Genomic DNA, 22574 nt, shown 5'->3' with positions numbered 1-22574 from the left:
AAGAGGTGGGTCATGGGCACAAGGACAAAGACACTCAGCCAGTTGGCCCTGACCGCGCGGGGTGGCGCAAACCCCGATATCACCGGACTGGCCGTTGACAGCCGCGAGGTGAAGGTTGGCTACCTGTTCGCGGCGCTTCCGGGCACGCGGGTGCACGGTGCCGAATTCATTCAATTCGCGTTACGTATGGGCGCTGCCGCAATCCTGACCGATGCCGAGGGCGCCGCGATCGCTGCCGAATGCATGTCCGGCTCGGACGCCGCTCTGGTCGTTGTCGAAGACCCCAGACAGGCGCTTGCCGGAAGCGCGGCGCTTTGGTTCGGGGCTCAGCCGGAAACAATCGTTGCTGTCACCGGGACCAATGGAAAGACATCGATCTCTACCTTTGTACGACAGATTTGGATGGAACTGGACCACAACGCAGTCAATCTTGGCACCACCGGGGTCGAGGGCGCATGGACCGCCCCGTTGGCCCATACGACGCCCGAGCCGATCACCCTGCATCGTTGCCTGGCCGAGGCGGTTGAGAACGGCGTCACCCATGCAGCGATGGAGGCATCATCGCATGGGCTGGAGCAACGTCGATTGGACGGTGTGCACCTCACTGCCGCCGGGTTTTCAAATTTCACGCAGGATCATCTGGATTATCACGAAACCTTCGAGGCGTATTTTGCCGCCAAGGCGGGATTGTTTGACCGCGTTCTGCCGCAGGACGGGACGGTCGTAATAAACATGAGTGACCCAAAGGGCGCTCAGGTCCGGCGCATTGCCGAGGCGCGCGGACAGGGCGTTCTCACCGTTGGACTTGGCGAGGCCGATCTTTGCCTGATCAATCAACGCTTTGACGCCACTGGGCAGGACCTTCGGTTTTCTTGGCGGGGGAAAGTGTTTCAAACCCGCCTGAACCTGATTGGAGGGTTTCAGGCTGAAAACGTTTTGCTGGCTTGCGGACTTGTCATCGCGGCTGGGGATGAACCGGAACGGGTTTTTGAAACGCTCCCTCATCTGACCACGGTGCGCGGCAGGATGCAGCTTGCCGCGACCAGAGAAAACGGTGCGGCGGTTTACGTGGATTACGCTCACACGCCGGATGCCGTGGCCACGGCGCTAAAGGCGATGCGGCCGCACGTTATGGGTCGGCTGATTGCCATCGTCGGCGCAGGCGGGGATCGGGACGCGGGAAAACGGCCACTGATGGGGCGGGCGGCGACACAAAACGCGGATATCGTGTTCGTCACTGACGACAATCCACGCAGTGAAGATCCCGCCACCATCCGGGCCGCAGTCATGGAAGGCGCGCCGGGTGCAACCGAGGTCGGTGACCGGGCCGAAGCGATCCTGCGTGGCATCGATGCATTGCAACCGGGTGACGCGTTGCTGATTGCGGGCAAGGGACACGAAACTGGTCAGATCGTCGGCGATCAGGTCTTGCCCTTTGATGACGCAGAACAGGCCAGCATTAGCGTTGCAGCGCTGGATGGGAGGGTCGCATGACGCTCTGGACCGCGGCCGAGGCCGCCGCAGCCACTGGTGGGCGCGCGACAGGTGACTGGCAGGTGGACGGAGTCTCTATCGACACCCGGACTCTTCAGCCCAAAGACCTGTTTGTCGCTCTGAAAGATGTACGAGACGGCCACGATTTCTTAGCGCAAGCATTGGAAAAGGGCGCCGGTGCGGCGCTGGTTTCCCGAATTCCCGATGATATCCCGGGCGACGCCCCGCTGCTGATCGTCGATGATGTGCTCAGCGGGTTGGAGGCGTTGGGACAAGCAGCCCGGGCGCGAACCGAAGCGCGAGTCGTCGGCGTAACGGGCAGCGTGGGCAAAACCTCGACCAAGGAAATGCTGGCCACCATTCTGGAAACGCAGGGGAAAACCCACGCCAGTGTGGCCAGTTACAACAACCATTGGGGCGTACCTTTGACGCTGGCGCGTATGCCACGCGACACTGAATTTGCCGTCATTGAGATCGGCATGAACCACCCGGGCGAAATTGCTCCGCTGGCGATTCAAGCCCGCCCGCATGTGGCGCTGGTGACCACCGTCGCGGCAGTACATCTTGAAGCCTTCGACTCGGTTGCCGGTATCGCGCGAGAGAAGGCGGCGATCTTTGACGGGCTCACTCCGGGCGGTGCGGCGATTGTGAACGCGGATATCGAACACTCGGACATCCTGCACCAGCATGCGCGTGAAACCGGGGCCGGGATCGTGGACTTTGGTCGCAGCGCTGCCGACTACGTGTTGCATGATGTGGTGCCGGTGGAGAACTCGGTGCGGGCTACCGCAAGCCTTGAGAAGGCCGAAATGACGTTCGACGTGCAATCGGCGGGTACTCATTTCGCGATGAATGCACTGGGTGCGCTTGCCGCGTGTGTCGAATTGGGTGTCGATCTGGATACGGCCATCGCCGGGTTGCGACATTGGTCGCCGGTCAAAGGGCGGGGCGTTCGCGAAACAATTGACTTGGCTGAGGGCGGTCAGATTGAGCTGCTGGATGACAGCTATAATGCCAACCCAACCTCGATGGAGGCCGCGCTTGATGTTCTTGCAGCGGCGCAGGGCACACGTCGGATCGCATTTTTGGGCGATATGAAAGAGTTAGGCGCTCAGGAACTCGACATGCATGCGGCCATGGCCCAAGTCCCGGCCATGACACGGGTCGATCAGGTCCATTGCGTCGGGCCACTGATGAAGGCGATGCATGATAATTTGCCTCCGGAAAAGCGCGGGATGTGGTTTGAAACCAGCGATGAAATGGCCGCGCATTTGCCAGACGTGATCCGGTCTGGGGATACGGTTCTGGCCAAAGGGTCGCTCAGCATGGCGCTGGCGCGGATTGTTGACGGGCTGCGGAAAATGGGGCAAGGGAGCGCGCTTGACCCATGACCGCTGACCGAGAAAGGTTTTGAGATGCTCTATTGGTTGACCGCCCTGTCGGACGGAGGGGACTTCTGGAACCTCTTCCGATATATCACGTTCCGTGCGGGCGGAGCCTTTATGACAGCGCTGGTATTCGGGTTTTTGTTCGGAAAGCCGCTGATCAACGTATTGCGCCGCAAACAAGGCAAGGGTCAGCCGATCCGTGATGACGGGCCCGAAGGGCATTTCTCGAAGGCCGGTACACCTACCATGGGTGGGCTGCTGATCGTCGGAGCGCTGATTACCTCAACGCTGATCTGGGCGCGATTGGACAATCCATATGTTTGGATGGTGCTGTTTGTGACGCTTGCCTATGCGGCGATTGGCTTTGCGGACGACTATGCGAAGGTTTCTAAGCAGAACACCAAGGGTGTCTCGGGTCGAATGCGGCTGGGACTTGGGATCATCATCGCCGTACTGGCCTCGCTTTGGGCGACCCTGCACCATCCCGGGGATCTGCAAAACCAGTTGGCGGTTCCAGTTTTCAAGGACACGCTGGTGAACCTTGGGATTTTCTACATTCCATTTGCAATTGTCGTCATTGTCGGGGCAGCGAATGCGGTAAACCTGACCGATGGCCTGGACGGGCTGGCCATCATGCCTGCGATGATCGCGGCCTCGACCCTGGGGATCATCGCTTATGCTGTGGGCCGGGTCGACTTTACGGAATATCTTGACGTTCACTATGTGCCCGGAACCGGAGAGATTTTCATCTTTACCTCAGCGCTGTTCGGCGCGGGGCTTGGTTTCTTGTGGTACAACGCCCCTCCGGCGGCGGTGTTTATGGGCGACACGGGCTCACTGGCCCTGGGCGGCGCGTTGGGTGCGATTGCGGTGGCGACCAAGCACGAGCTTGTGCTGGCCGTTGTCGGCGGATTGTTTGTTGTCGAAGCGCTGAGCGTCATTATCCAGGTGCTGTACTTCAAACGCACCGGGCGTCGGGTGTTCCTGATGGCTCCGATCCACCATCACTATGAGAAAAAGGGATGGGCCGAGCCGACGATTGTCATCCGGTTCTGGATCATCTCACTGATCCTTGCGATGATTGGTCTGGCAACTTTGAAAGTCCGGTAGCGCTCCCGCCAGGTTCGGCGGACCTGCGGTCCACCTGCCACCTGTTGGGCCCGGCTCGCGCGACTGCGCGAGCCTGAACCTGCCCTTGCCTTTGGGAAAACCTTCGGTGCAGTGTGGCGAAAATCTATGGTCGAAAAAGGTGGGCGGCATGATCCCGGTCAAAGGGTTTTCAGGACAAAAGGTTGCGGTTCTGGGGCTGGGGCGGTCGGGTCTGACCACGGCACGCGCATTGCGCGCGGGTGGGGCGCAGCCGGTGTGCTGGGATGACAACCCCGCATCGCGCGAGACCGCTGAGGGTGAGGGGTTCAGGTGCGTCGACCTACGCCGACATGGGGCGTTTGACGATATTGCGACCCTGATCGTTTCACCGGGCATTCCACATCTTTACCCTACGCCCAACCCGGTTGTGGCCGCTGCTTTGGATGCTGGCATTCCGGTCGATAACGATATCGGCCTGTTCTTTCGCTCTTTCGCGGGGCCGGAATGGCACAATTTTGACACCCCACCGCGGGTGATCGCGGTAACCGGGTCGAACGGCAAATCGACAACCGCTGCTTTGATCCACCACATCCTGACTGAGGCGGGGCGCGACTCGCAACTGGCGGGCAATATCGGACGTGGCGTGCTGGATATCGGTCCGGGCGGCGATGGGTCAGTCGTGGTGCTGGAGCTCAGCAGTTATCAGACCGAACTGGCGCGCGCGCTGACCCCGGATGTGGCGGTCTTTACCAATCTCTCGCCCGATCATCTGGACCGGCACGGCGGCATGGGCGGTTATTTTGCAGCCAAGCGACGCCTGTTTGCCGAAGGCGGGCCGGATCGCGCGGTAATCGGCATTGATGAGGCCGAGGGCGCGTTTCTGGCGGGCCAACTAGCCGAAGGGCCGTCGGATGACCGGGTTATCCGTGTCTCGGTTGCGCGCAAACTGACGGGGCCGGGGTGGCAGGTATTTGCCCGCAAGGGATTCCTGGCAGAGTATCGCAAGGGCCGTCAGGCGGGGTCCATTGATCTGCGCGGCATCAAGGGCCTGCCCGGCGCGCACAATCACCAAAACGCCTGCGCCGCTTATGCCGCCTGCCGGTCGCTGGGCCTTGCTCCGCGCGTGATCGAAGATGCCCTGCACAGTTTCCCCGGCCTGCCGCACCGCAGCCAGATCATCGCCGAGGCAGGTGGTGTCACCTATGTGAACGACTCGAAAGCCACGAATGTGGACAGTGCGCTCAAGGCGCTCAGCGCGTTTAAAAAGATACGCTGGATTTGCGGCGGGCTTGAGAAAGAGGGTGGGTTATCGGTTCTCAACGAGGCCGCAGCGAATGTTGAGAAAGCCTATGTTATCGGGCGAGAGGCCGCAGGCTTTGCTATGCAGCTAAACGTGGATGCGGAGGTCTGCACCACTATGGCTGCTGCTGTCGAGCACGCCATGGCCGACGCGCAGCCGGGCGAGACCATCCTGCTGGCTCCGGCTGCGGCGAGTTTCGACCAATATGACAACTTTGAGCAGCGTGGAGATGACTTTGTGGCGCAGGTGCGAAACCGGCTGCCGGAATAGGTGATTTGCAATTGATTGCCGGTTCGACCACCTTTGGCTGCAATCGCCTTGACGTGCTGAACCTATTGCTATTGCTGTCGGGGAAACAGAACCTGAGGTCATATACTATGCAAAATCGCAAATTCTCTTTGATTGTTCCTGCCGTTGCTCTTCTGGGTGCTTGCACCAACACCGGTGCGAACTATCAGCCGGTGATCGACGGCCCCGTGGGTCCCAACTACAATTTTGACCTTCAGCAGTGCCAACAGTTGGCCGCTTCACAAGCCGGCGTTGACGGGACGACCGCCGGCAATGCAGCTATCGGCGCGGCGGGTGCTGCTGCTGTGACAGGCATTGTTCAGGACAGCAGCGACAACCTGGGCCGCGCGGCGGTAGCCGGTGCTTTGGTTGGTGCCGGAGCGGACGTGATCAACAAAAACCAGAACAAAGAGGTTTTGGTGCGCAACTGCATGCGCGGGCGCGGCTATAACGTCGTCGGCTAACGGGCGGCGATTGCAGTTCCAGCCGCGTGGCCTGAAGACCAGGCCCACTGGAAATTGTATCCCCCTAACCAACCGGTGACATCCACCGCTTCGCCAATTGCATAGAGGCCGGGGACATCTCTGGCCTCCATCGTTTTGGAAGACAGGTCATCGGTGTCGATCCCGCCCAGGGTGACCTCGGCGGTTCGGTACCCTTCGGTGCCTGACGGAGTAAGCTGCCAATCGGACAAGGCGGCGGTCAGTTCAGCGAGCGCGGCGTCGGATTGGTCGGCCAGATTGCCCTGCATGGGGATTTGACCGCTCAGATAGTCAACCAGCCGTGCCGGTAAATGGCGCGACAGTTCGGTGGTTAACGCTTTGCGTCCGCTGCTTTGCCGCTGGTCACGCAATGTCTCGAACAGAGGCAAGTCCGGAATCAGGTCAATGCGAATGGGTTCACCTTCGCGCCAAAAGCTCGACAGTTGCAGAACGGAGGGACCACTCAGCCCGCGATGGGTGAACAATAGCGCCTCGTCAAAGCTCGTGCGGTTGTTGGACAGACGCGCTGGCAGCGAAACGCCTGAGAGCTCTTTGAACCGGCCTTCCGGGAACGTAAACGGCACCAGAGCGGCCCGAGTTTCAGAAACGCGCAAGCCGAACTGACGTGCGATGTCATAAGCCAAACCCGTCGCGCCCATTTTCGGGATCGACTTGCCGCCTGTTGCAAGGACCAGATTGGCGCAGGTCAGGTTGTGGCGCTGCCCCTCGCGTTCGATCTCAAGCTCATAGCCCGTCTCGATCTTGCGCAAATCTTTCAGTTCGGACCGAAGCCACAGTTCGGCGCCTGCACGCTTCATCTCGTCTAACAGCATCTGTATGATCTGTTTTGAAGACCCATCGCAGAACAGTTGCCCCAGCGTTTTTTCGTGCCATGCAATTCCCTGACGGTCAACGAGGTCGATGAAATCCCACTGCGTGTATCGCGCCAAAGCGGACTTGCAGAAATGTGGATTCTGCGACAGGAAATTTCCCGGCCCAGCATGCAAATTGGTGAAATTGCACCGCCCACCGCCCGAGATGCGGATTTTTTCGCCCGGAGCTTTGGCGTGATCGATCACCAAAGTGCGCCCGCCACAATGGGCCGCGCACATCATACCGGCCGCACCTGCGCCAAGGATGATCGTGTCAAAAGTCATGCGCGGGGGATGGCGCGGATTTGGTGCGATGGCAAGGGGAAGAGTGCGCGTATCTGGGGCGTCAGGAATAGGCACCGGACCAATGATGGCGAAGAAGCTCTCGGAGCGGTTTGAACGTCAGATTGTTTTCCGGGTTCGTGACCGCGACCATGATATCCATTCCCCAATACCGCAGACGTTCCTGGCAGATCCCACAAGGGGACAGAATCCTGAGTGGCGCATTTTCGTCTTTTCTGACGAGGCAAAGGCTGTGTGTGACCATCTGGTTCCGTTTGTGTGCTTCAAGCATCGCGCCCAACTCCATACAAACTGAAAGCGCGTCGAAATCGGTATCCGGCGCGATGCTGGTCAGGATATCCCCGGTGTCCAGCCGAAGGGCGGCGGCGCCACCCCAACCAATGGGATAGCGGCCTTGGATAAGGCCTGCCGCACTTTCATAGAGGTCTCGCTCGATGCTCATCAGATGCACCTCGTGCTGCGGTTTCAGGTCACTCTGGCCGTGTCGAATAATTGTCTCAAGGAAGGAAAACACAAAAGCGTAACAATCGGTTTGCCGATGACCGTGTCTGGGCAGCATAGGGTCGCTGAATTCTTGTTGAAGCCCCTTATTTCCCTAGCTCCACGGCCAATTTCCCTGTAGACTCATGGTCAGACCCCGAAAACGGGGCGTTAACGAGGCAGAGAGTGGCGGTATCTCATGACTGAGATGGTGTATGGCGCGGTCCAGGACCAGCGCGGGGAACCGATTCTACCAAAGTGGTGGCGCACGATTGATCGCTGGACGATGTCCTGCGTTCTGATCCTGTTTGTCATCGGGTTGTTGCTGGGCTTGGCTTCGTCGCCGCCGCTGGCGGGGCGCAACGGATTTGATCCGTTCCATTATGTCGAACGACAGGCGATGTTTGGGTCACTTGCGCTGGTTGCGATGCTGCTCACCTCGATGATGTCACCCGTTTTGGTTCGACGTCTGGCCATCCTTGGGTTTCTCGTCTCGTTTGTAGCTTTGGTTTTCCTGCCCGTCTTTGGCACGGATTTTGGCAAGGGCGCGGTGCGCTGGTATTCCCTGGGTTTCGCGTCGCTGCAGCCGTCGGAGTTTTTGAAGCCCGGCTTTATCGTCGTGGCGGCGTGGCTGTTGGCCGCATCGCAAGAGATCAACGGCCCTCCGGGACGGTTGTGGTCTTTTGCCTTGTGTATGGCGATTGTGGCGATGCTGGTGCTGCAGCCCGATTTTGGTCAGGCCTGCCTCATCCTGTTCGGCTGGGGCGTGATGTATTTCGTGGCGGGCGCGCCGATGCTGCTGCTGGTTGGCATGGCCGGAGCGGTCGTTCTGGGGGGCATGTTTGCCTATTCGAACTCGGAACACTTCGCCCGTCGCATTGACGGCTTTCTGAATCAGGAGGTCGATCCGACCACGCAGCTGGGCTATGCCACCAATGCCATCCGCGAGGGCGGTCTGTTTGGTGTCGGCGTTGGCGAAGGGCAGGTGAAATGGTCCTTGCCCGACGCGCATACGGACTTCATCATCGCCGTCGCGGCCGAGGAATACGGGCTGATCCTGGTGCTGATCATCATCGCGCTTTATTCGATCATCGTGGTGCGCTCACTGCTGCGGCTGATGCGTGAACGCGACATGTTCATCCGTTTGGCCGGGACCGGTCTGGCCTGCATGTTCGGTGTTCAGGCGATGATCAATATGGGTGTCGCGGTGCGTCTGCTGCCCGCCAAGGGCATGACGCTGCCTTTTGTAAGCTACGGCGGCTCGTCCCTGATTGCAGGCGGCATTGCAGTTGGCATGTTGCTGGCGTTTACCCGGGTCCGCCCGCAGGGCGAGTTGGGCGACATTCTGCGTGGGCGCGGCTGATGCCGTATCTTCTGATCGCAGCGGGCGGCACTGGCGGACATATGTTCCCGGCGCAGGCGCTGGCCGAAGCGATGCTGCGCAAGGGCTGGCGCGTGCGCCTGTCCACCGACCCACGCGGCGCGCGTTATACCGGAGCCTTTCCCAAAGGCGTTGAGATTGTTGAGGTCTCCTCGGCCACTTTCGCGCGCGGCGGTCTGGCGGCCAAAGTTCTGGTAGGACCGAAGATTGCGGCTGGTGTGACTGGCATGGCGGCGCAAATGATGCGTGACAAACCGGACGTGGTGGTGGGTTTTGGCGGCTACCCATCCATACCGGCATTGAGTGCGGCGACATTGCTGCGTATTCCACGCATGATTCACGAGCAGAATGGCGTTTTGGGCCGTGTGAACATGTTGTTTGCGACACGTGCGGCACAAGTCGCGTGCGGCGTCTGGCCTACCGATCTGCCAGAAGGTGCGGCAGGCATCCACACCGGCAACCCGGTCCGCGCTGCTGTTCTGGATCGTGCGGCTGCACCCTATATCCCGCCGGGAGATTACCCGCTGTCTGTGCTGGTGATGGGCGGCTCGCAAGGGGCGCGTATCCTCAGCGACGTGGTGCCCGGCGCGATTGCAGCCCTGCCCGATGACCTGCGTGTCCGTATCCGCATCGCGCATCAGGCGCGCGACGAGGATAGAGACCGCGTCACCACGTTCTACGCTGACAACGGCATACGGGCCGAAGTCTTGCCCTTCTTCGACGACGTACCCCGGCGCATGTCCGATGCCCAGTTGGTAATCAGCCGCTCGGGTGCGTCCAGTGTCGCCGATATCTCGGTTATCGGGCGGCCTTCGATCCTGATTCCATTTGCGGCGGCGGCAGGCGACCACCAAACCGCCAATGCCCGTGGTCTAGTTCAGGCGGGCGGGGCAATCATGATCCCGGAAAACGCGCTTGACGTTTCCGCGCTGACCGCGCAAATCACGGCGGTTCTGACAAACCCGGAAGCCGCGCAAAAGATGGCCCATGCCGCGCTTTCGGCCGGAGCCCCCGACGCGACCGAGCGTCTGATGCACCTTGTCGAACAGTTGGCGCAGAAGGAGACCTCATGACCCCAGCAACCAAACTGCCGCAGGACGTTGGACCGATCCACTTTGTCGGGATCGGCGGGATCGGGATGTCGGGGATCGCCGAGGTGCTGCTGAACCTGGGCTACCGGGTGCAGGGCTCGGACCTGAAAGCTTCCAAAATCACTGACCGCCTGGCCGGCCTGGGCGCTGAGATTTTCGAAGGCCAGCGCGCCGAAAACCTTGAAAATGCAGCTGTTGTCGTAGTGTCGACCGCGATCAAGCCAGGCAATCCGGAACTGGACGGCGCGCGCGCGCAGGGCCTGCCGGTGGTGCGCCGCGCCGACATGCTGGCGGAACTGATGCGCCTGAAATCCAACATCGCCATTGCCGGAACGCATGGCAAAACCACCACGACCACGATGATGGCCGAACTGATGGTGGCCGGAGATTTCGATCCCACGGTGATCAATGGCGGCATCATCCATGCCTACGGCTCGAATGCGCGGATGGGGCAGGGTGAATGGATGGTGGTCGAGGCTGACGAATCGGATGGTTCGTTCAACCGCCTGCCTGCGACCATTGCCATCGTCACCAATATCGATCCCGAGCATATGGAGCATTGGGGCGATTTCGATAAGTTACGTGACGGATTCTATGAATTTGTCTCGAACCTGCCGTTCTACGGGCTGGCTGTCTGCTGCACCGACCATGCCGAGGTTCAGACGCTGGTGGGCCGCATCAGCGACCGCCGCGTGCGTACATATGGGTTCAATGCTCAGGCGGATGTGCGGGCCGAGAACCTCACATACAAAGGCGGTGTCGCGCATTTCGATGTCCATCTGCAACACGAAGGCACGGTGATCGAGGGTTGCACCCTGCCGATGCCTGGCGACCACAATGTCTCGAACGCGCTGAGCGCCGTGGCCGTGGCCCGTCATCTGGGCATGAAGACAGCGGAAATTCGCGACGCGCTTGCCAATTTTGGAGGCGTCAACCGGCGGTTTACCAAGGTGGGCGAGGTTAACGGCGTAACTGTCATCGACGATTACGGCCACCACCCGGTTGAGATTGCCGCCGTGTTGAAAGCTGCCCGTCAGGCCACCGAAGGGCGCGTGATCGCCGTCCACCAGCCACACCGCTATTCCCGCCTGTCCAACCTGTTCGACGAATTCTGTACCTGTTTCAATGACGCGGATGTCGTCGCCATTGCCGAGATATTTGCCGCCGGAGAAGAACCAATCGAAGGCGCCTCGCGCGATGATCTGGTTGCTGGCCTGATCCGCCACGGCCACCGTCATTCACGCGCCATTTTGGACGAGAATGATCTGGTGCGTCTTGTCCGCGAACAGGCGCGCCCCGGGGATATGGTCGTTTGCCTGGGGGCAGGGTCTATCAGCGCCTGGGCCAACAACTTGCCTGATCGATTGATGGCCAAGGCGAGTTAGCGGCGTGACGGGATCGCTCATAATTGCTTGCGCATGGGTTCTGGCCTCGACCGTGGTCGCGATGCTGCCCATGAAGTATCAGTTTCCTCCGGGCGTCGTTCTATTTGTAAGCGCACCGGCACTGATCGTCTGGCTTGGCTACGATTTCGGCTGGTTCATAGCGGCGCTGGCGTTTGCTGCCTTTGCTTCTATGTTCCGAAACCCGCTGAGATTCTATTGGCGTCGCTGGACCGGTCGGGAAGCTGAAGAATGAACTGGTCAATCGCCCTGGCGGGTCTATGGGGCTTGGCCGCCAACGTTCTGGCCATGATCCCAAGCAAGGACAATCACTGGACACGCGCTTACATTCTGATTGGTGTCGGTATTCCGATATTGGGCTACGTGACTTACGAAAACGGCCCTTGGATCGGATTGATCGTATTGGCTGCGGGAATGTCTGTTCTGCGCTGGCCGGTGATCTATCTTGGCAGGTGGGTGCGGCGTGTTCTCGGCTCATCACAGTGACGGATACAACTTGCGTTGATGGATCAAATCCGCGAATTAGCGCATATGACCTCACTTCCCACGCCACGCGGTAAACTGACCGAAAACCGAACGCTGAGTGAGCTGACCTGGCTGCGGGTCGGTGGCCCGGCAGACTATCTGTTCCAGCCTGCCGATATCGATGATTTGTGCAGTTTCCTGCGCGATCTTTCCGACGACGTGCCGGTATTCCCAATGGGCGTAGGATCGAACCTGATAATCCGGGACGGCGGGTTACGCGCTGTCGTGATCCGGTTAGGGCGGGGCTTCAATGGTATCTCAATCGACGACAACACCGTCACTGTGGGCGCTGCAGCCTTGGACGCGCATGTGGCGCGCAAGGCGGCGGATGCGAGCGTTGATCTGACCTTCTTGCGGACAATTCCCGGATCCATCGGGGGCGCGGTTCGGATGAATGCGGGGTGCTATGGCAGCTACACGGCGGATGTGCTGCAAGCTGCAACCATTGTGACGCGACATGGCGAGGTCGTGGATCTGACGGCCAAGGACCTCAATTTCCGCTATCGCCAGTCCGATCTGCCTGAGGGCGCAGTGCTCGTTTCAGCGACTTTCAAGGGGGCGTTGGGTGACCCGGCAGAGTTGCACGCCCGCATGGACGCGCAACTTAAGAAACGGGATGAAACACAACCCACCAAGGATCGCAGCGCCGGGTCGACGTTCCGCAATCCGGCCGGATTTTCCTCGACCGGCAGGGCAGACGATACGCATGACCTCAAGGCGTGGAAAGTGATTGATGACGCGGGTATGCGCGGCGCGACGCGCGGTGGTGCGCAAATGAGTCCCAAGCACCCAAATTTTCTGATCAACACCGGTGATGCCACCGCGGCAGACCTGGAAGGGCTGGGCGAAGAGGTGCGAAAAAAGGTTTACGAAACAAGCGGCATCACGCTAGAGTGGGAAATCATGCGGGTCGGCGACCCGTTGAAAGAAAAAAGCCCCAACCGTCAGACCAAAACAGGCAATTAACGGCGACGGATCAAAGGCATAACACGGTACGGGCCGCTAAATAAGGTCCGGGGACATTGAGGCGCTAAGTGGGACTGTCGAGCAGGACAAACCCCAAAGTGGCGGTATTGATGGGTGGCCCCTCGGCGGAACGCGAGGTGTCTCTCAGCAGCGGGCGCGAATGCGCAGCCGCCCTTAGGGGAGAAGGCATTGAAGTGGTCGAACTGGACGCGGGTCCCGACCTCTATGCGCGCCTATTGGACATCAAACCGGATGTGGTTTTCAACGCCCTGCATGGCCGCTGGGGCGAGGATGGCTGTGTGCAAGGCCTGCTGGAATGGATGCGCATTCCGTATACGCATTCCGGCGTGCTGGCCTCGGCCTTGGCGATGGACAAGCAGCGCAGCAAAGAGATTTATCAGACCGAAGGCCTGCCCACCGTCCCCAGCGTGATCGTGCCCAAAGTCGAGGTGGTCGAGGTCCACGTCATGGAGCCGCCTTACGTGGCCAAGCCCAACAACGAGGGCTCCAGTGTCGGTATCTATATCGTTCACGAAGGGTCCAATGGTCCTCCGCAATTGTCGGAGGATATGCCCGATCACATCATGGTCGAGAAATACGTAGCAGGCCGCGAATTGACCGTGGCCGTCATGGGCGACCGCCCCCTGACCGTGACCGAGATCATGACGGATGGTGGCTGGTACGACTATGACGCCAAGTACAAGCCCGGTGGCTCATGGCATGTGCTGCCTGCGGATATTCCGCAGGGCATCTTTGACCGCTGCATGGACTACGCGCTGAAGGCGCACAACGCACTGGGCTGTCGCGGCGTGACCCGTACTGACTATCGCTGGGATGACAGCATGGGCGCGGATGGCTTGTTCTTGCTGGAAACCAATACGCAGCCCGGTATGACACCGACCTCGTTAGTGCCCGAACAGGCCGAGCATTGCGGTGTAACCTTCGGCCAGCTTTGTACCTGGATGGTGGAGGACGCTTCATGCGACCGCTGACTGCCACCCGTGCGCCTGTCATCCACCGCTCGAAACCTTTGGCGGGGCCAGATGCCGATTTCGCGTCAGGTGACCACCACGACGTGGAACCCAAACTCCGGTTGCGCGGATTGTTTGGCCGGAAATCGTCGCGTTTCGATCCCGCTCCGTCTCGGCTCAGCTACAGGCTGCAGCGCTGGATGCTGACGCCGGGTGTGCGCAGGGGCCTCAAGTTTGGCGTTCCCATCTTTGTGCTTTGCGCGGCCATCGGCGCCTATTTCAGTGCGGAAGAAAGGCGCGAGGCCGTCGTGGCTTATGTCGCGGACATAAAGACATCGATCCAGCAACGTCCGGAATTCATGGTGAACCTGATGGCCATCGACGGGGCGGGCACAAACCTGTCCGAAGATATCCGCGAGGTCGTACCGCTGGATTTCCCGATCAGTTCCTGGGATCTGGACGTTGAACAAATCCGCGACACGATCACCGGGCTGAACCCTGTCAAATCAGCAACCGTTCGCGTGCGGCCCGGCGGTATTCTTCAGGTTGACGTGGTCGAGCGTCAGCCCGTTGTCGTGTGGCGCACCCGTCGCGGAACCGAATTGCTGGACGAAACCGGCGCGCATGTCGAACGTATCGCCGCGCGCAAAGACCACGCCAACCTGCCGCTGATTGCAGGCCGGGGCGCTGACGAGCATGTCGGTGAGGCCGTGGAGCTATTGACCATAGCTCAAAGTCTTGGCGGGCGCGTTCGGGGCCTCGTCCGCGTTGGTGAACGACGTTGGGATCTGGTTCTGAATCGCGGTCAGCGCATCATGCTGCCTACTGACCGGCCCGTTCGCGCGCTGGAACACGTGCTGGCCGTGAATGAGGTCCAGGATCTTTTGGAGCGCGACGTGGCTGTGATCGACATGCGGTTGGGTCAGCGTCCGACCATTCGAATGACCAAAGCCGCCAGCGAAGACTGGTGGAATACAAAAACAGATGTGAGTGACGGGCAGTAACGACCATGATGACCGACCTTTATCAGTCCCAACGGGCCATGCGGCAAATGCGCAGACAGGCAATGCAACGCGGTGTTGTCGCCATTTTGGACGTCGGCAGTTCCAAGATCGCCTGCCTGGTGCTGCGGTTCGATGGAACCGGGCGGCTGAGCGAGGATAACAGCATTGGCTCGTTGGCCGGGCAGACCGGTTTCCGCGTGATAGGCGCAGCCACCACGCGGTCTCGTGGTGTGCAATTTGGCGAAGTGACGGCCATGCAGGAAACCGAACGCGCCATTCGAACGGCCCTACAGGCCGCGCAGAAAATGGCGGATATCCGTGTGGATCACGTCATCGCCTGTTTCTCGGGTGCAAACCCGCGGTCTTATGGCCTGGACGCGCAGGTGGATCTGGAAGGCCAGGTTGTAAGCGAGGCCGAAGTTGGTCGTGTCCTGAACGCATGTGATGTGCCGGATTATGGTGTCGGTCGGGAGGTTTTGCACGCGCAACCAGTGAATTTCGCGCTCGACAACCGCTCGGGTCTGATTGATCCGCGTGGGCAGATGGGGCAAAGCCTCGCCGTCGATATGCATATGCTGACTGTCGATGCTGTGGCGATCCAGAACATCGTGCGCTGTATCAAACGCTGCGATCTGGAACTGGCCGGGATTGCGAATTCGGCTTACGTGTCAGGAATTTCGTCTCTGGTCGAGGATGAGCAGGAACTGGGCGCAGCCTGCATCGATATGGGCGGCGGCACGACCAGCGTTTCAATCTTCATGAAAAAGCACATGATCTATGCAGATTGTGTGCGGATGGGCGGCGATCACGTTACTTCTGATATCTCGATGGGGTTGGGTGTTCCGGGCGCGGTCGCAGAACGGATCAAAACGTTCAATGGCGGTGTTCACGCGACCGGAGCGGACGACCGCGACCTCATCGACATAGGCGGCGATACCGGCGATTGGGAGCATGACCGCCGCACCGTCAGCCGTGCCGAGTTGATCGGGATCATGCGTCCACGGGTCGAAGAAATTCTGGAAGAAGTGCGTGTCCGTCTGGACGCCGCCGGGTTCGAGCATTTGCCCAGCCAACAGATCGTCCTGACCGGCGGCGGCAGTCAGATCATGGGGCTGGACGGCCTGGCCACGCGCATATTGGGGCAAAGGGTGCGCCTTGGACGCCCGCTGCGTGTTCATGGCTTGCCACAATCGGCAACAGGGCCGGGCTTTTCCTCGGCGGTTGGCCTAAGCCTGTTTGCGGCGCACCCACAGGACGAATGGTGGGACTTTGAAATCCCTGTCGACACCTATTCTGCGCGCCCATTCAAACGCGCAGTCCGCTGGTTCCGTGACAATTGGTAATCGCCTGGCTTGGGTCTGCGCCGCGCTGTGCGCAATTGCGCCTGCGGCGACCTGCGCGCAAACTCTGATCACACCCGAGGCATTTCTGGGCGCAGTGCAAGGAAAAACGGTCAAATTCCACGACCTTCCCAGCGGCGATCTGGTCGGAACCGAGGAATTTCTAAGCCCCAATCTGTCGGTTTGGAGGATGGAAGGCAGTGGCTGCGTTTATGGTCAGATCACAACGCCAAACGGGCAGATTTGTTTTCTCTACGACGATGATTTTGACGGGATTCCCGTTTGCTGGTGGCCTTTTTTGCACGAGGATCGATTGATGGTGCGTCTGGCCACGTTTTCTTACACCGACATTCAGGAAGTGCGCAGTATTTCTGAGGACGATCTGAACTGTCCAAGTATCCCAATAGGCTGAAGAAACGGGTTGCAGCTCGGGATTTTATCCCTCAAGATATCCACAAGGCCCGTCAGAGGCCCAGCGGCAGGACCTGAGCAGTTTTCCGCGCTAAAAATTCGATTGAACGGCACGTGACGCGGTGAAACGCCGTCACGATTGCTTCGGTGCGTTGGTGGTTGGGTCGGCAAAATCCGCAATATCTGGAGTGGCGCCCGAAATAGCTGCGTCTGCTGCCTTATTTCCTCCATATTTTGTGGAATTTCTCGATTTTTGTCGTGACCTTTGCGGTTTCAATAGATAGAATTACGGGCAGATAGGTAAGAAAAACACCGCTTTGGCGGGTCAATAAAACAGGCGGACAGAGCATGACACTGAATCTTTCGATGCCCGGGCACGACGAATTGAAGCCTCGGATCACGGTATTTGGCGTTGGCGGCGCGGGCGGTAACGCTGTCAACAATATGATTGAAAAGCAATTGGATGGCGTCGAATTTGTGGTCGCGAACACGGACGCGCAGGCGCTGCAGCAAAGCCAATCTACGGCGCGGGTGCAACTGGGCGTGAAAGTCACAGAAGGTTTGGGTGCTGGGGCGCGTCCAACCGTCGGGGCTGCTGCCGCAGAAGAAAGCATCGAACAGATCGTGGATCATCTGGCCGGCGCTCATATGTGCTTTATCACTGCAGGGATGGGAGGCGGCACCGGTACCGGTGCGGCCCCGATTATTGCGCAGGCCGCGCGCGAACTCGGTGTTCTGACCGTTGGCGTCGTGACCAAGCCCTTTCAGTTCGAAGGGGCCAAGCGCATGCGTCAGGCCGAGGACGGCGTTGAGTCGCTGCAAAAAGTCGTCGACACGCTGATCATCATTCCGAACCAGAACCTGTTCCGTCTGGCGAACGAAAAGACCACCTTTACCGAGGCGTTCTCGATGGCGGATGACGTGCTGTATCAGGGCGTCAAGGGTGTGACCGACCTGATGGTCCGTCCGGGTCTGATCAACCTCGACTTTGCTGACGTTCGCGCCGTAATGGACGAGATGGGCAAGGCGATGATGGGCACGGGCGAAGCGACCGGAGAGGACCGCGCCATTCAGGCCGCCGAGAAGGCCATCGCGAACCCGCTGCTGGACGAAATCAGCCTCAGGGGCGCCAAGGGCGTGTTGATCAACATCACTGGGTCCGACGATCTGACCCTGTTCGAACTGGACGAGGCCGCCAATCGCATCCGCGAGGAAGTCGACCCAGACGCGAACATCATCGTCGGCTCGACCCTGGACACCGCAATGGACGGCGGAATGCGGGTTTCGGTCGTAGCGACGGGTATCGACGCCAGCGAAAAGCAGGACGATGTGCCGGTTGCACGCCGCTCAATGTCTGAACCTCTGACGCGCACCGTATCTGCAGAAGAACCAGCGCCCGTCGCGACCGAGGAAGCACCGGCCACAGCCGCCGAGGATACCAACATCGCGCCGAGCCTGTTTGAATCGATCGAGGATGTGGAGCTGAAGGAAGGCTGGCACGAAGAGAAACAAGCAGTGGCCGTTCAGGATGACGGCTTGCCACCGCCTGCATACCAGCCGCAGGTCGCGCAGTTCGAGCCGCAGCAGGAACCTGAGGAACCCGCACAGAGCTATTCTGAACAGCAGGCCCCGGTCCCCGGTTCGCCTTCTCCTGCGGCCATGCAGCGGCTTCAAGCTGCGGTACAGCGCGTACCGTCGTCGCGACCGCAATATGCGGCGGACCGTCCGCAGGAATCTGTGGCGCAACAGCAGGGCGAAGCCGAAGATCGGCCTCGCTTTGGCTTCAACCGACTCATCGACCGCATGACCGGTCATGCTGCCGATACACCGGCCCAACCGGTGCGCCAACAGCCCGCTTTGCGCTCATCTGACGCCACGGCACCTGCACGGGAAGAAGCAGACCCGGACCAGGATCGCATCGAAATTCCAGCGTTTCTACGCCGTCAGGCCAACTGATCGCGGTAACAAAATCGATAGTAAGGGCCGCCGTTTGGCGGCTCTTTTTCTTTTGATATAAGGCATTTAATAGGGTGTAAGCAGGGTTTTGCCGATCTGTCACATTCATGTTTCATTCGGTTGCAAAGAGTGAGTTGAGCCTTAGCGCGCCCTTCCTTAACTGAGGGTGCAACACAGCCGTCACTCTGGCTGCAAACCACTCGCTGAGGTCAGTTTTGCAACATACGCTCAAATCATCGGTCACATTCAAAGGCGTCGGTCTACACGGCGGCAAACCCGCGACCATGGTTCTGAAGCCTGCTGCAGCGGGCCACGGCATCTGGTTCAAGCGCACCGATATTGAGCTAGGTAATGCGCTGATCCCTGCGATTTACGACATGGTTGAACGCACACCGCTGTGCACCCGACTGGTCAACGACGCGGGCGTTTCGGTTTCAACCGTTGAACACATCATGGCGGCTCTGGCAGGGTGTGGCGTGCACAACGCGATGATCGAGATTGACGGCCCCGAAGTTCCTATCATGGATGGGTCCTCCATTGAGTTTGTGCGGGGCATCATGGCCAAGGGCGTGCGCCGTCAGGCCAGCCCGGTTCTGGCGTTCGAGGTGCTGAAACCCGTTACGGCGACTCGTGAGGGCGCAAGCGCGTCGATCGTGCCGGCAGATCGGCTAATCATCGATTTCAATATCGACTTCGAGGACGACGCAATTGGCCGTCAGGCCAAAACACTGGATATGTGCAACGGTTCGTTTGCCCGTGAACTCAGCGATTGTCGTACGTTCTGTCGGCGTACTGACGTCGAAGCGATGCGTGAAAACGGACTGGCCTTGGGCGGCACGTTGGAAAATGCTGTGGTTGTACAGGGCGATGAAGTGTTGACACCAGGCGGTTTCCGCCGCGCTGACGAAGCTGTGCGTCACAAGATGCTGGACGCGCTGGGTGATCTGTATCTGGCGGGAGGCCCCATTTTGGGGCATTTCACCGGCGACAAGTCGGGCCACGCGATGACCAACACCCTTTTGCGCAAACTGTTCGAAACGCCTGGCGCGGTTCGTCCGGTTCTGTGCACGCCCGAGCAGGCGGCGCGTCTGCCGGGGCAAGGGTTGATATTGGACGAAATCCCCGAGGTTGCCTGACCAAATCAACTCTGACGACATTTCCGCTAGCGGGCGCATAAGACGTTTTGCACCGGAATATTATGTGCTAGACCAAGGCCCAATCAGGGGCGAACCCCGTTAGGTAAGACGACAAGGATGGGCGGAATGGTTGGCACCAAAGCGGCAGTCAGATTCGCAGGAGCGATTCTTCTGGCAGCAGTTTTGACGGCGTGCGGCAACAGGGGCGCAGACCGCGATCAGAACCTCGAAGGGTTTACACCCGAGCAAATTTACACACGCGGCGAATACGAGCTGTCCCAGAATCGGTCGGACGATGCGGCGTGGTATTTCTCGGAGGTCGAGCGCCTGTATCCATATTCAGACTGGGCTAAACGCGCGCTGATCATGCAGGCGTTTTCGTTCCACAACGACAAGAATTACGAGGAAAGCCGCGCCGCCGCGCAGCGTTACATTGATTTCTATCCCACGGATGAAGACGCCGCATACGCGCAGTACCTTCTGGCACTCAGCTACTACGATCAGATCGACGAGGTCGGTCGCGATCAGGGGCTTACCTTTCAGGCGCTGCAGGCATTGCGCACCGTGATCGAGGTTTATCCCGACAGCGAATATGCTACTTCCGCTGTGCTGAAATTTGATCTGGCCTTCGACCATCTTGCGGGCAAAGAGATGGAGATCGGGCGGTACTACCTGCGCCAGGATCACTATACCGCCGCGATCAACCGCTTTCGCGTTGTGGTCGAGGACTTTCAGACAACTTCGCACACCGCCGAGGCGCTATATCGTCTGATTGAGGCGTACCTCTCGCTGGGCCTCGTGGATGAGGCACAGTCGGCTGGTGCAATTCTTGGGTATAACTACCAATCGTCCGAATGGTACGACGCGGGCTATAAGCTGCTAGTGTCGCGCGGGCTGGACGTCAAGAGCCGGGGCAACAACTGGCTTAGCACAATATACCGGCAGACGATCAAAGGTGAGTGGTTGTAATCGCCATGGCCAAAAGGGTGGGACGCTAAGACCCGATGCTGCGCGCCCTCGATATCCGCGACATGCTGATTATCGACCGGTTGGAACTGACGTTTCAACCGGGACTGAACGCGTTGACCGGTGAGACCGGCGCGGGCAAGTCGATCCTTTTGGATTCACTGGGCTTTGTGCTGGGCTGGCGCGGCCGGGCCGAGCTGGTGCGTCAAGGCGCCGCTCAGGGCGAAGTCGTGGCGGAATTCGAGTTATCCGAAGGTCATCCGGCTCACGCTATTCTGGCCGAGGCCGGATTGCCCGGCGGTGAAGAGCTGATCTTGCGCCGTGTGAATACCGCTGAAGGACGCAAGACCGCCTGGGTCAATGATCGCCGGTGTTCGGGTGAGGTGCTGAGGGCTCTCTCTGAGACACTTGTGGAACTGCATGGTCAGCATGATGACCGAGGCCTTTTGAACCCGCGTGGACACCGCGCCATGCTGGATGCCTATGCTGATGTTGAGGATCACCTGTCAGCAGTACGCGCGGCGTGGTCCGAAATGTCTCGCGCGCGCAAGGCATTGGCTCAGACCGAGGACGCTCTGGTCGCGATGCGTGCCGAAGAAGAGTTTTTGCGCCATTCCGTTGCCGAATTGGATAAGCTCGACCCGCAGCCGGGCGAAGACGCCGATCTGGATGCCCGTCGCCGTATGATGCAGGGGGCCGAGCGTATCCGTGCCGACGTCGCACGCGCCTTTGACCTGCTGGGCGCAGACGGGGCCGAGAGCGCGATGTCCGACGCCGTTCGGTGGTTGGAAGGCGTGTCGGACAATGCAGGAGGTCAGCTGGAAGGTCCGATTGCTGCACTCGGGCGCGCGCTGATTGAGCTCGGTGAGGCACAGGATGGCGTTAATGCCTGCCTTCAGGCGTTGGACTTCAATCCGGCAGAGCTTGAGACCGCCGAGGAACGCTTGTTCGCGATCCGTGCGCTGGCGCGCAAGCACGACGTGGCGCCGGACGATCTGGGGGCCTTTGCCGACACGCTGCGCGACCGCTTGAGCCGCCTTGAAGCCGGAGATGCAGATCTGGCCGAGCAGCGCACCGCTGTTGCAACCGCTCAAAGCACATATGATGCTGCCGCCGCTACGCTCAGCGCCGCGCGCCAAGACGCTGCAGGCCGACTGGACGACGCGGTGATGGAGGAACTCGCACCGCTGAAAATGGAGCGTGCGGTCTTCCAGACCGAGATAACTCCAGCCGATCCGGGGCCGGAAGGTATTGACGCGGTCGCCTTCACCGTCGCAACCAATCCGGGCGCACCTTCGGGGCCGCTGAACAAGATCGCTTCGGGTGGAGAACTCAGCCGGTTTCTTCTGGCGCTCAAGGTTTGCCTGACAGGCGATGACAGTGCGTGCACGATGATTTTTGACGAAATCGACCGGGGCGTGGGCGGCGCGACCGCAGATGCCGTCGGTCGCCGTCTGGCGTCTTTGGCACAAGGCGGGCAGGTGCTGGTCGTGACGCACTCACCACAGGTTGCCGCGCGCGCGGCGCATCATTGGCGGGTGCAGAAACACGTGACGGGTGAGCAAACCCTGTCCACGGTGATCCCGCTGGCTGATCCAGACCGCGTGGATGAAATCGCCCGTATGGTCGCCGGGGACACGATTACGGACGAGGCGCGCGCCGCCGCCCGTGCTCTTCTGGACGCATAACCCCTCACAGACGCGCGACCTGTCTTTTATCTGTGTGCTC

At 59.8% G+C, this 22574-nt stretch carries 21 protein-coding genes; 19 read left to right on the top strand and 2 right to left on the bottom strand.

The annotated features are described in order from the left end of the window. Positions 1-12 precede the first annotated feature (12 nt). The 5 genes from ACR0CR_RS04610 to ACR0CR_RS04590 all read left to right on the top strand — a co-directional run bounded on the left by ACR0CR_RS04610 (position 13) and on the right by ACR0CR_RS04590 (position 6023). Complete coding sequence (locus ACR0CR_RS04610; protein ID WP_480597166.1) at positions 13-1494, top strand: UDP-N-acetylmuramoyl-L-alanyl-D-glutamate--2,6-diaminopimelate ligase; 1482 nt, start codon at positions 13-15, stop codon at positions 1492-1494. Beyond that, the gene (locus tag ACR0CR_RS04605; protein WP_480597165.1) at positions 1491-2885 is read left to right on the top strand and encodes a UDP-N-acetylmuramoyl-tripeptide--D-alanyl-D-alanine ligase; all 1395 of its coding nucleotides are present in this window, start codon (positions 1491-1493) and stop codon (positions 2883-2885) included. Before ACR0CR_RS04610 ends, ACR0CR_RS04605 begins: the two co-directional genes overlap by 4 nt. Before the next feature lie 24 nt (positions 2886-2909). Next, on the top strand, positions 2910-3992 hold the full coding sequence (mraY, locus tag ACR0CR_RS04600) for a phospho-N-acetylmuramoyl-pentapeptide-transferase (RefSeq protein ID WP_480597163.1): 1083 nt from the start codon (positions 2910-2912) through the stop codon (positions 3990-3992). 148 nt (positions 3993-4140) lie between these two features. After that, the gene (gene murD, locus ACR0CR_RS04595; protein ID WP_480597162.1) at positions 4141-5541 is read left to right on the top strand and encodes a UDP-N-acetylmuramoyl-L-alanine--D-glutamate ligase; all 1401 of its coding nucleotides are present in this window, start codon (positions 4141-4143) and stop codon (positions 5539-5541) included. Between the two features lie 107 nt (positions 5542-5648). Beyond that, positions 5649-6023 carry a glycine zipper family protein gene (locus ACR0CR_RS04590; protein ID WP_480597161.1) on the top strand — a complete coding sequence of 125 codons (375 nt, stop codon included), beginning with the start codon at positions 5649-5651 and terminating at the stop codon, positions 6021-6023. On the opposite strand, the gene ACR0CR_RS04585 is transcribed toward ACR0CR_RS04590, so the two are convergent. Both ACR0CR_RS04585 and ACR0CR_RS04580 read right to left on the bottom strand, forming a co-directional pair. Then, complete coding sequence (locus tag ACR0CR_RS04585) at positions 6020-7198, bottom strand: BaiN/RdsA family NAD(P)/FAD-dependent oxidoreductase (protein ID WP_480597159.1); 1179 nt, start codon at positions 7196-7198, stop codon at positions 6020-6022. The genes ACR0CR_RS04590 and ACR0CR_RS04585 overlap by 4 nt on opposite strands. 61 nt (positions 7199-7259) lie before the next feature. Further along, positions 7260-7658 carry a cytidine deaminase gene (locus ACR0CR_RS04580; protein ID WP_480597157.1) on the bottom strand — a complete coding sequence of 133 codons (399 nt, stop codon included), beginning with the start codon at positions 7656-7658 and terminating at the stop codon, positions 7260-7262. A 237-nt stretch (positions 7659-7895) separates the two neighbouring features. On the opposite strand from ACR0CR_RS04580, the gene ftsW reads away from it, so the two are divergent. The 14 genes from ftsW to recN all read left to right on the top strand — a co-directional run bounded on the left by ftsW (position 7896) and on the right by recN (position 22534). Beyond that, the gene (ftsW, locus tag ACR0CR_RS04575; protein ID WP_480597154.1) at positions 7896-9059 is read left to right on the top strand and encodes a putative lipid II flippase FtsW; all 1164 of its coding nucleotides are present in this window, start codon (positions 7896-7898) and stop codon (positions 9057-9059) included. Beyond that, positions 9059-10150, top strand: a complete 1092-nt coding sequence (locus ACR0CR_RS04570) for a UDP-N-acetylglucosamine--N-acetylmuramyl-(pentapeptide) pyrophosphoryl-undecaprenol N-acetylglucosamine transferase (protein WP_480597152.1) — start codon at positions 9059-9061, stop codon at positions 10148-10150. The genes ftsW and ACR0CR_RS04570 overlap by 1 nt, the downstream gene beginning before the upstream one ends. Further along, positions 10147-11553: a UDP-N-acetylmuramate--L-alanine ligase gene (gene murC / locus ACR0CR_RS04565; protein ID WP_480597150.1), complete on the top strand. Its 1407-nt coding sequence runs from the start codon at positions 10147-10149 to the stop codon at positions 11551-11553. The genes ACR0CR_RS04570 and murC overlap by 4 nt, the downstream gene beginning before the upstream one ends. Before the next feature lie 4 nt (positions 11554-11557). Then, positions 11558-11806, top strand: a complete 249-nt coding sequence (locus tag ACR0CR_RS04560) for a DUF2484 family protein (RefSeq protein ID WP_480597148.1) — start codon at positions 11558-11560, stop codon at positions 11804-11806. Next, positions 11803-12057, top strand: a complete 255-nt coding sequence (locus ACR0CR_RS04555) for a DUF2484 family protein (RefSeq protein WP_480597146.1) — start codon at positions 11803-11805, stop codon at positions 12055-12057. The genes ACR0CR_RS04560 and ACR0CR_RS04555 overlap by 4 nt, the downstream gene beginning before the upstream one ends. Before the next feature lie 45 nt (positions 12058-12102). Continuing rightward, positions 12103-13062, top strand: a complete 960-nt coding sequence (gene murB / locus ACR0CR_RS04550; RefSeq protein ID WP_480597145.1) for a UDP-N-acetylmuramate dehydrogenase — start codon at positions 12103-12105, stop codon at positions 13060-13062. A gap of 68 nt (positions 13063-13130) precedes the next feature. Continuing rightward, positions 13131-14054 carry a D-alanine--D-alanine ligase gene (locus ACR0CR_RS04545; protein WP_480597143.1) on the top strand — a complete coding sequence of 308 codons (924 nt, stop codon included), beginning with the start codon at positions 13131-13133 and terminating at the stop codon, positions 14052-14054. Next, complete coding sequence (locus tag ACR0CR_RS04540; protein WP_480597142.1) at positions 14042-15037, top strand: cell division protein FtsQ/DivIB; 996 nt, start codon at positions 14042-14044, stop codon at positions 15035-15037. Before ACR0CR_RS04545 ends, ACR0CR_RS04540 begins: the two co-directional genes overlap by 13 nt. A gap of 8 nt (positions 15038-15045) precedes the next feature. Further along, a complete protein-coding gene (ftsA, locus tag ACR0CR_RS04535) occupies positions 15046-16380 on the top strand; it encodes a cell division protein FtsA (protein WP_480597524.1) in 1335 nt (444 codons plus the stop codon). Next, positions 16367-16789, top strand: a complete 423-nt coding sequence (locus tag ACR0CR_RS04530) for a hypothetical protein (protein WP_480597140.1) — start codon at positions 16367-16369, stop codon at positions 16787-16789. The genes ftsA and ACR0CR_RS04530 overlap by 14 nt, the downstream gene beginning before the upstream one ends. Positions 16790-17136: 347 nt before the next feature. Next, positions 17137-18744, top strand: coding sequence for a cell division protein FtsZ (ftsZ, locus tag ACR0CR_RS04525; protein WP_480597139.1), 1608 nt, complete (start codon positions 17137-17139; stop codon positions 18742-18744). A 215-nt stretch (positions 18745-18959) separates the two neighbouring features. Beyond that, positions 18960-19880 (top strand): UDP-3-O-acyl-N-acetylglucosamine deacetylase, encoded by a 921-nt coding sequence (gene lpxC, locus ACR0CR_RS04520; protein WP_480597138.1) that lies wholly within the window; start codon positions 18960-18962, stop codon positions 19878-19880. A 126-nt stretch (positions 19881-20006) separates the two neighbouring features. Continuing rightward, complete coding sequence (locus ACR0CR_RS04515) at positions 20007-20849, top strand: outer membrane protein assembly factor BamD (RefSeq protein ID WP_480597136.1); 843 nt, start codon at positions 20007-20009, stop codon at positions 20847-20849. Between the two features lie 35 nt (positions 20850-20884). After that, positions 20885-22534: a DNA repair protein RecN gene (gene recN / locus ACR0CR_RS04510; protein ID WP_480597134.1), complete on the top strand. Its 1650-nt coding sequence runs from the start codon at positions 20885-20887 to the stop codon at positions 22532-22534. The last annotated feature ends 40 nt before the right edge of the window (positions 22535-22574 follow it).

The organism is Ruegeria sp. AM2 (assembly GCF_056540685.1).
Note: the sequence above shows the minus strand (reverse complement) of the source record. Positions and strands in the feature narration are given on the sequence as shown.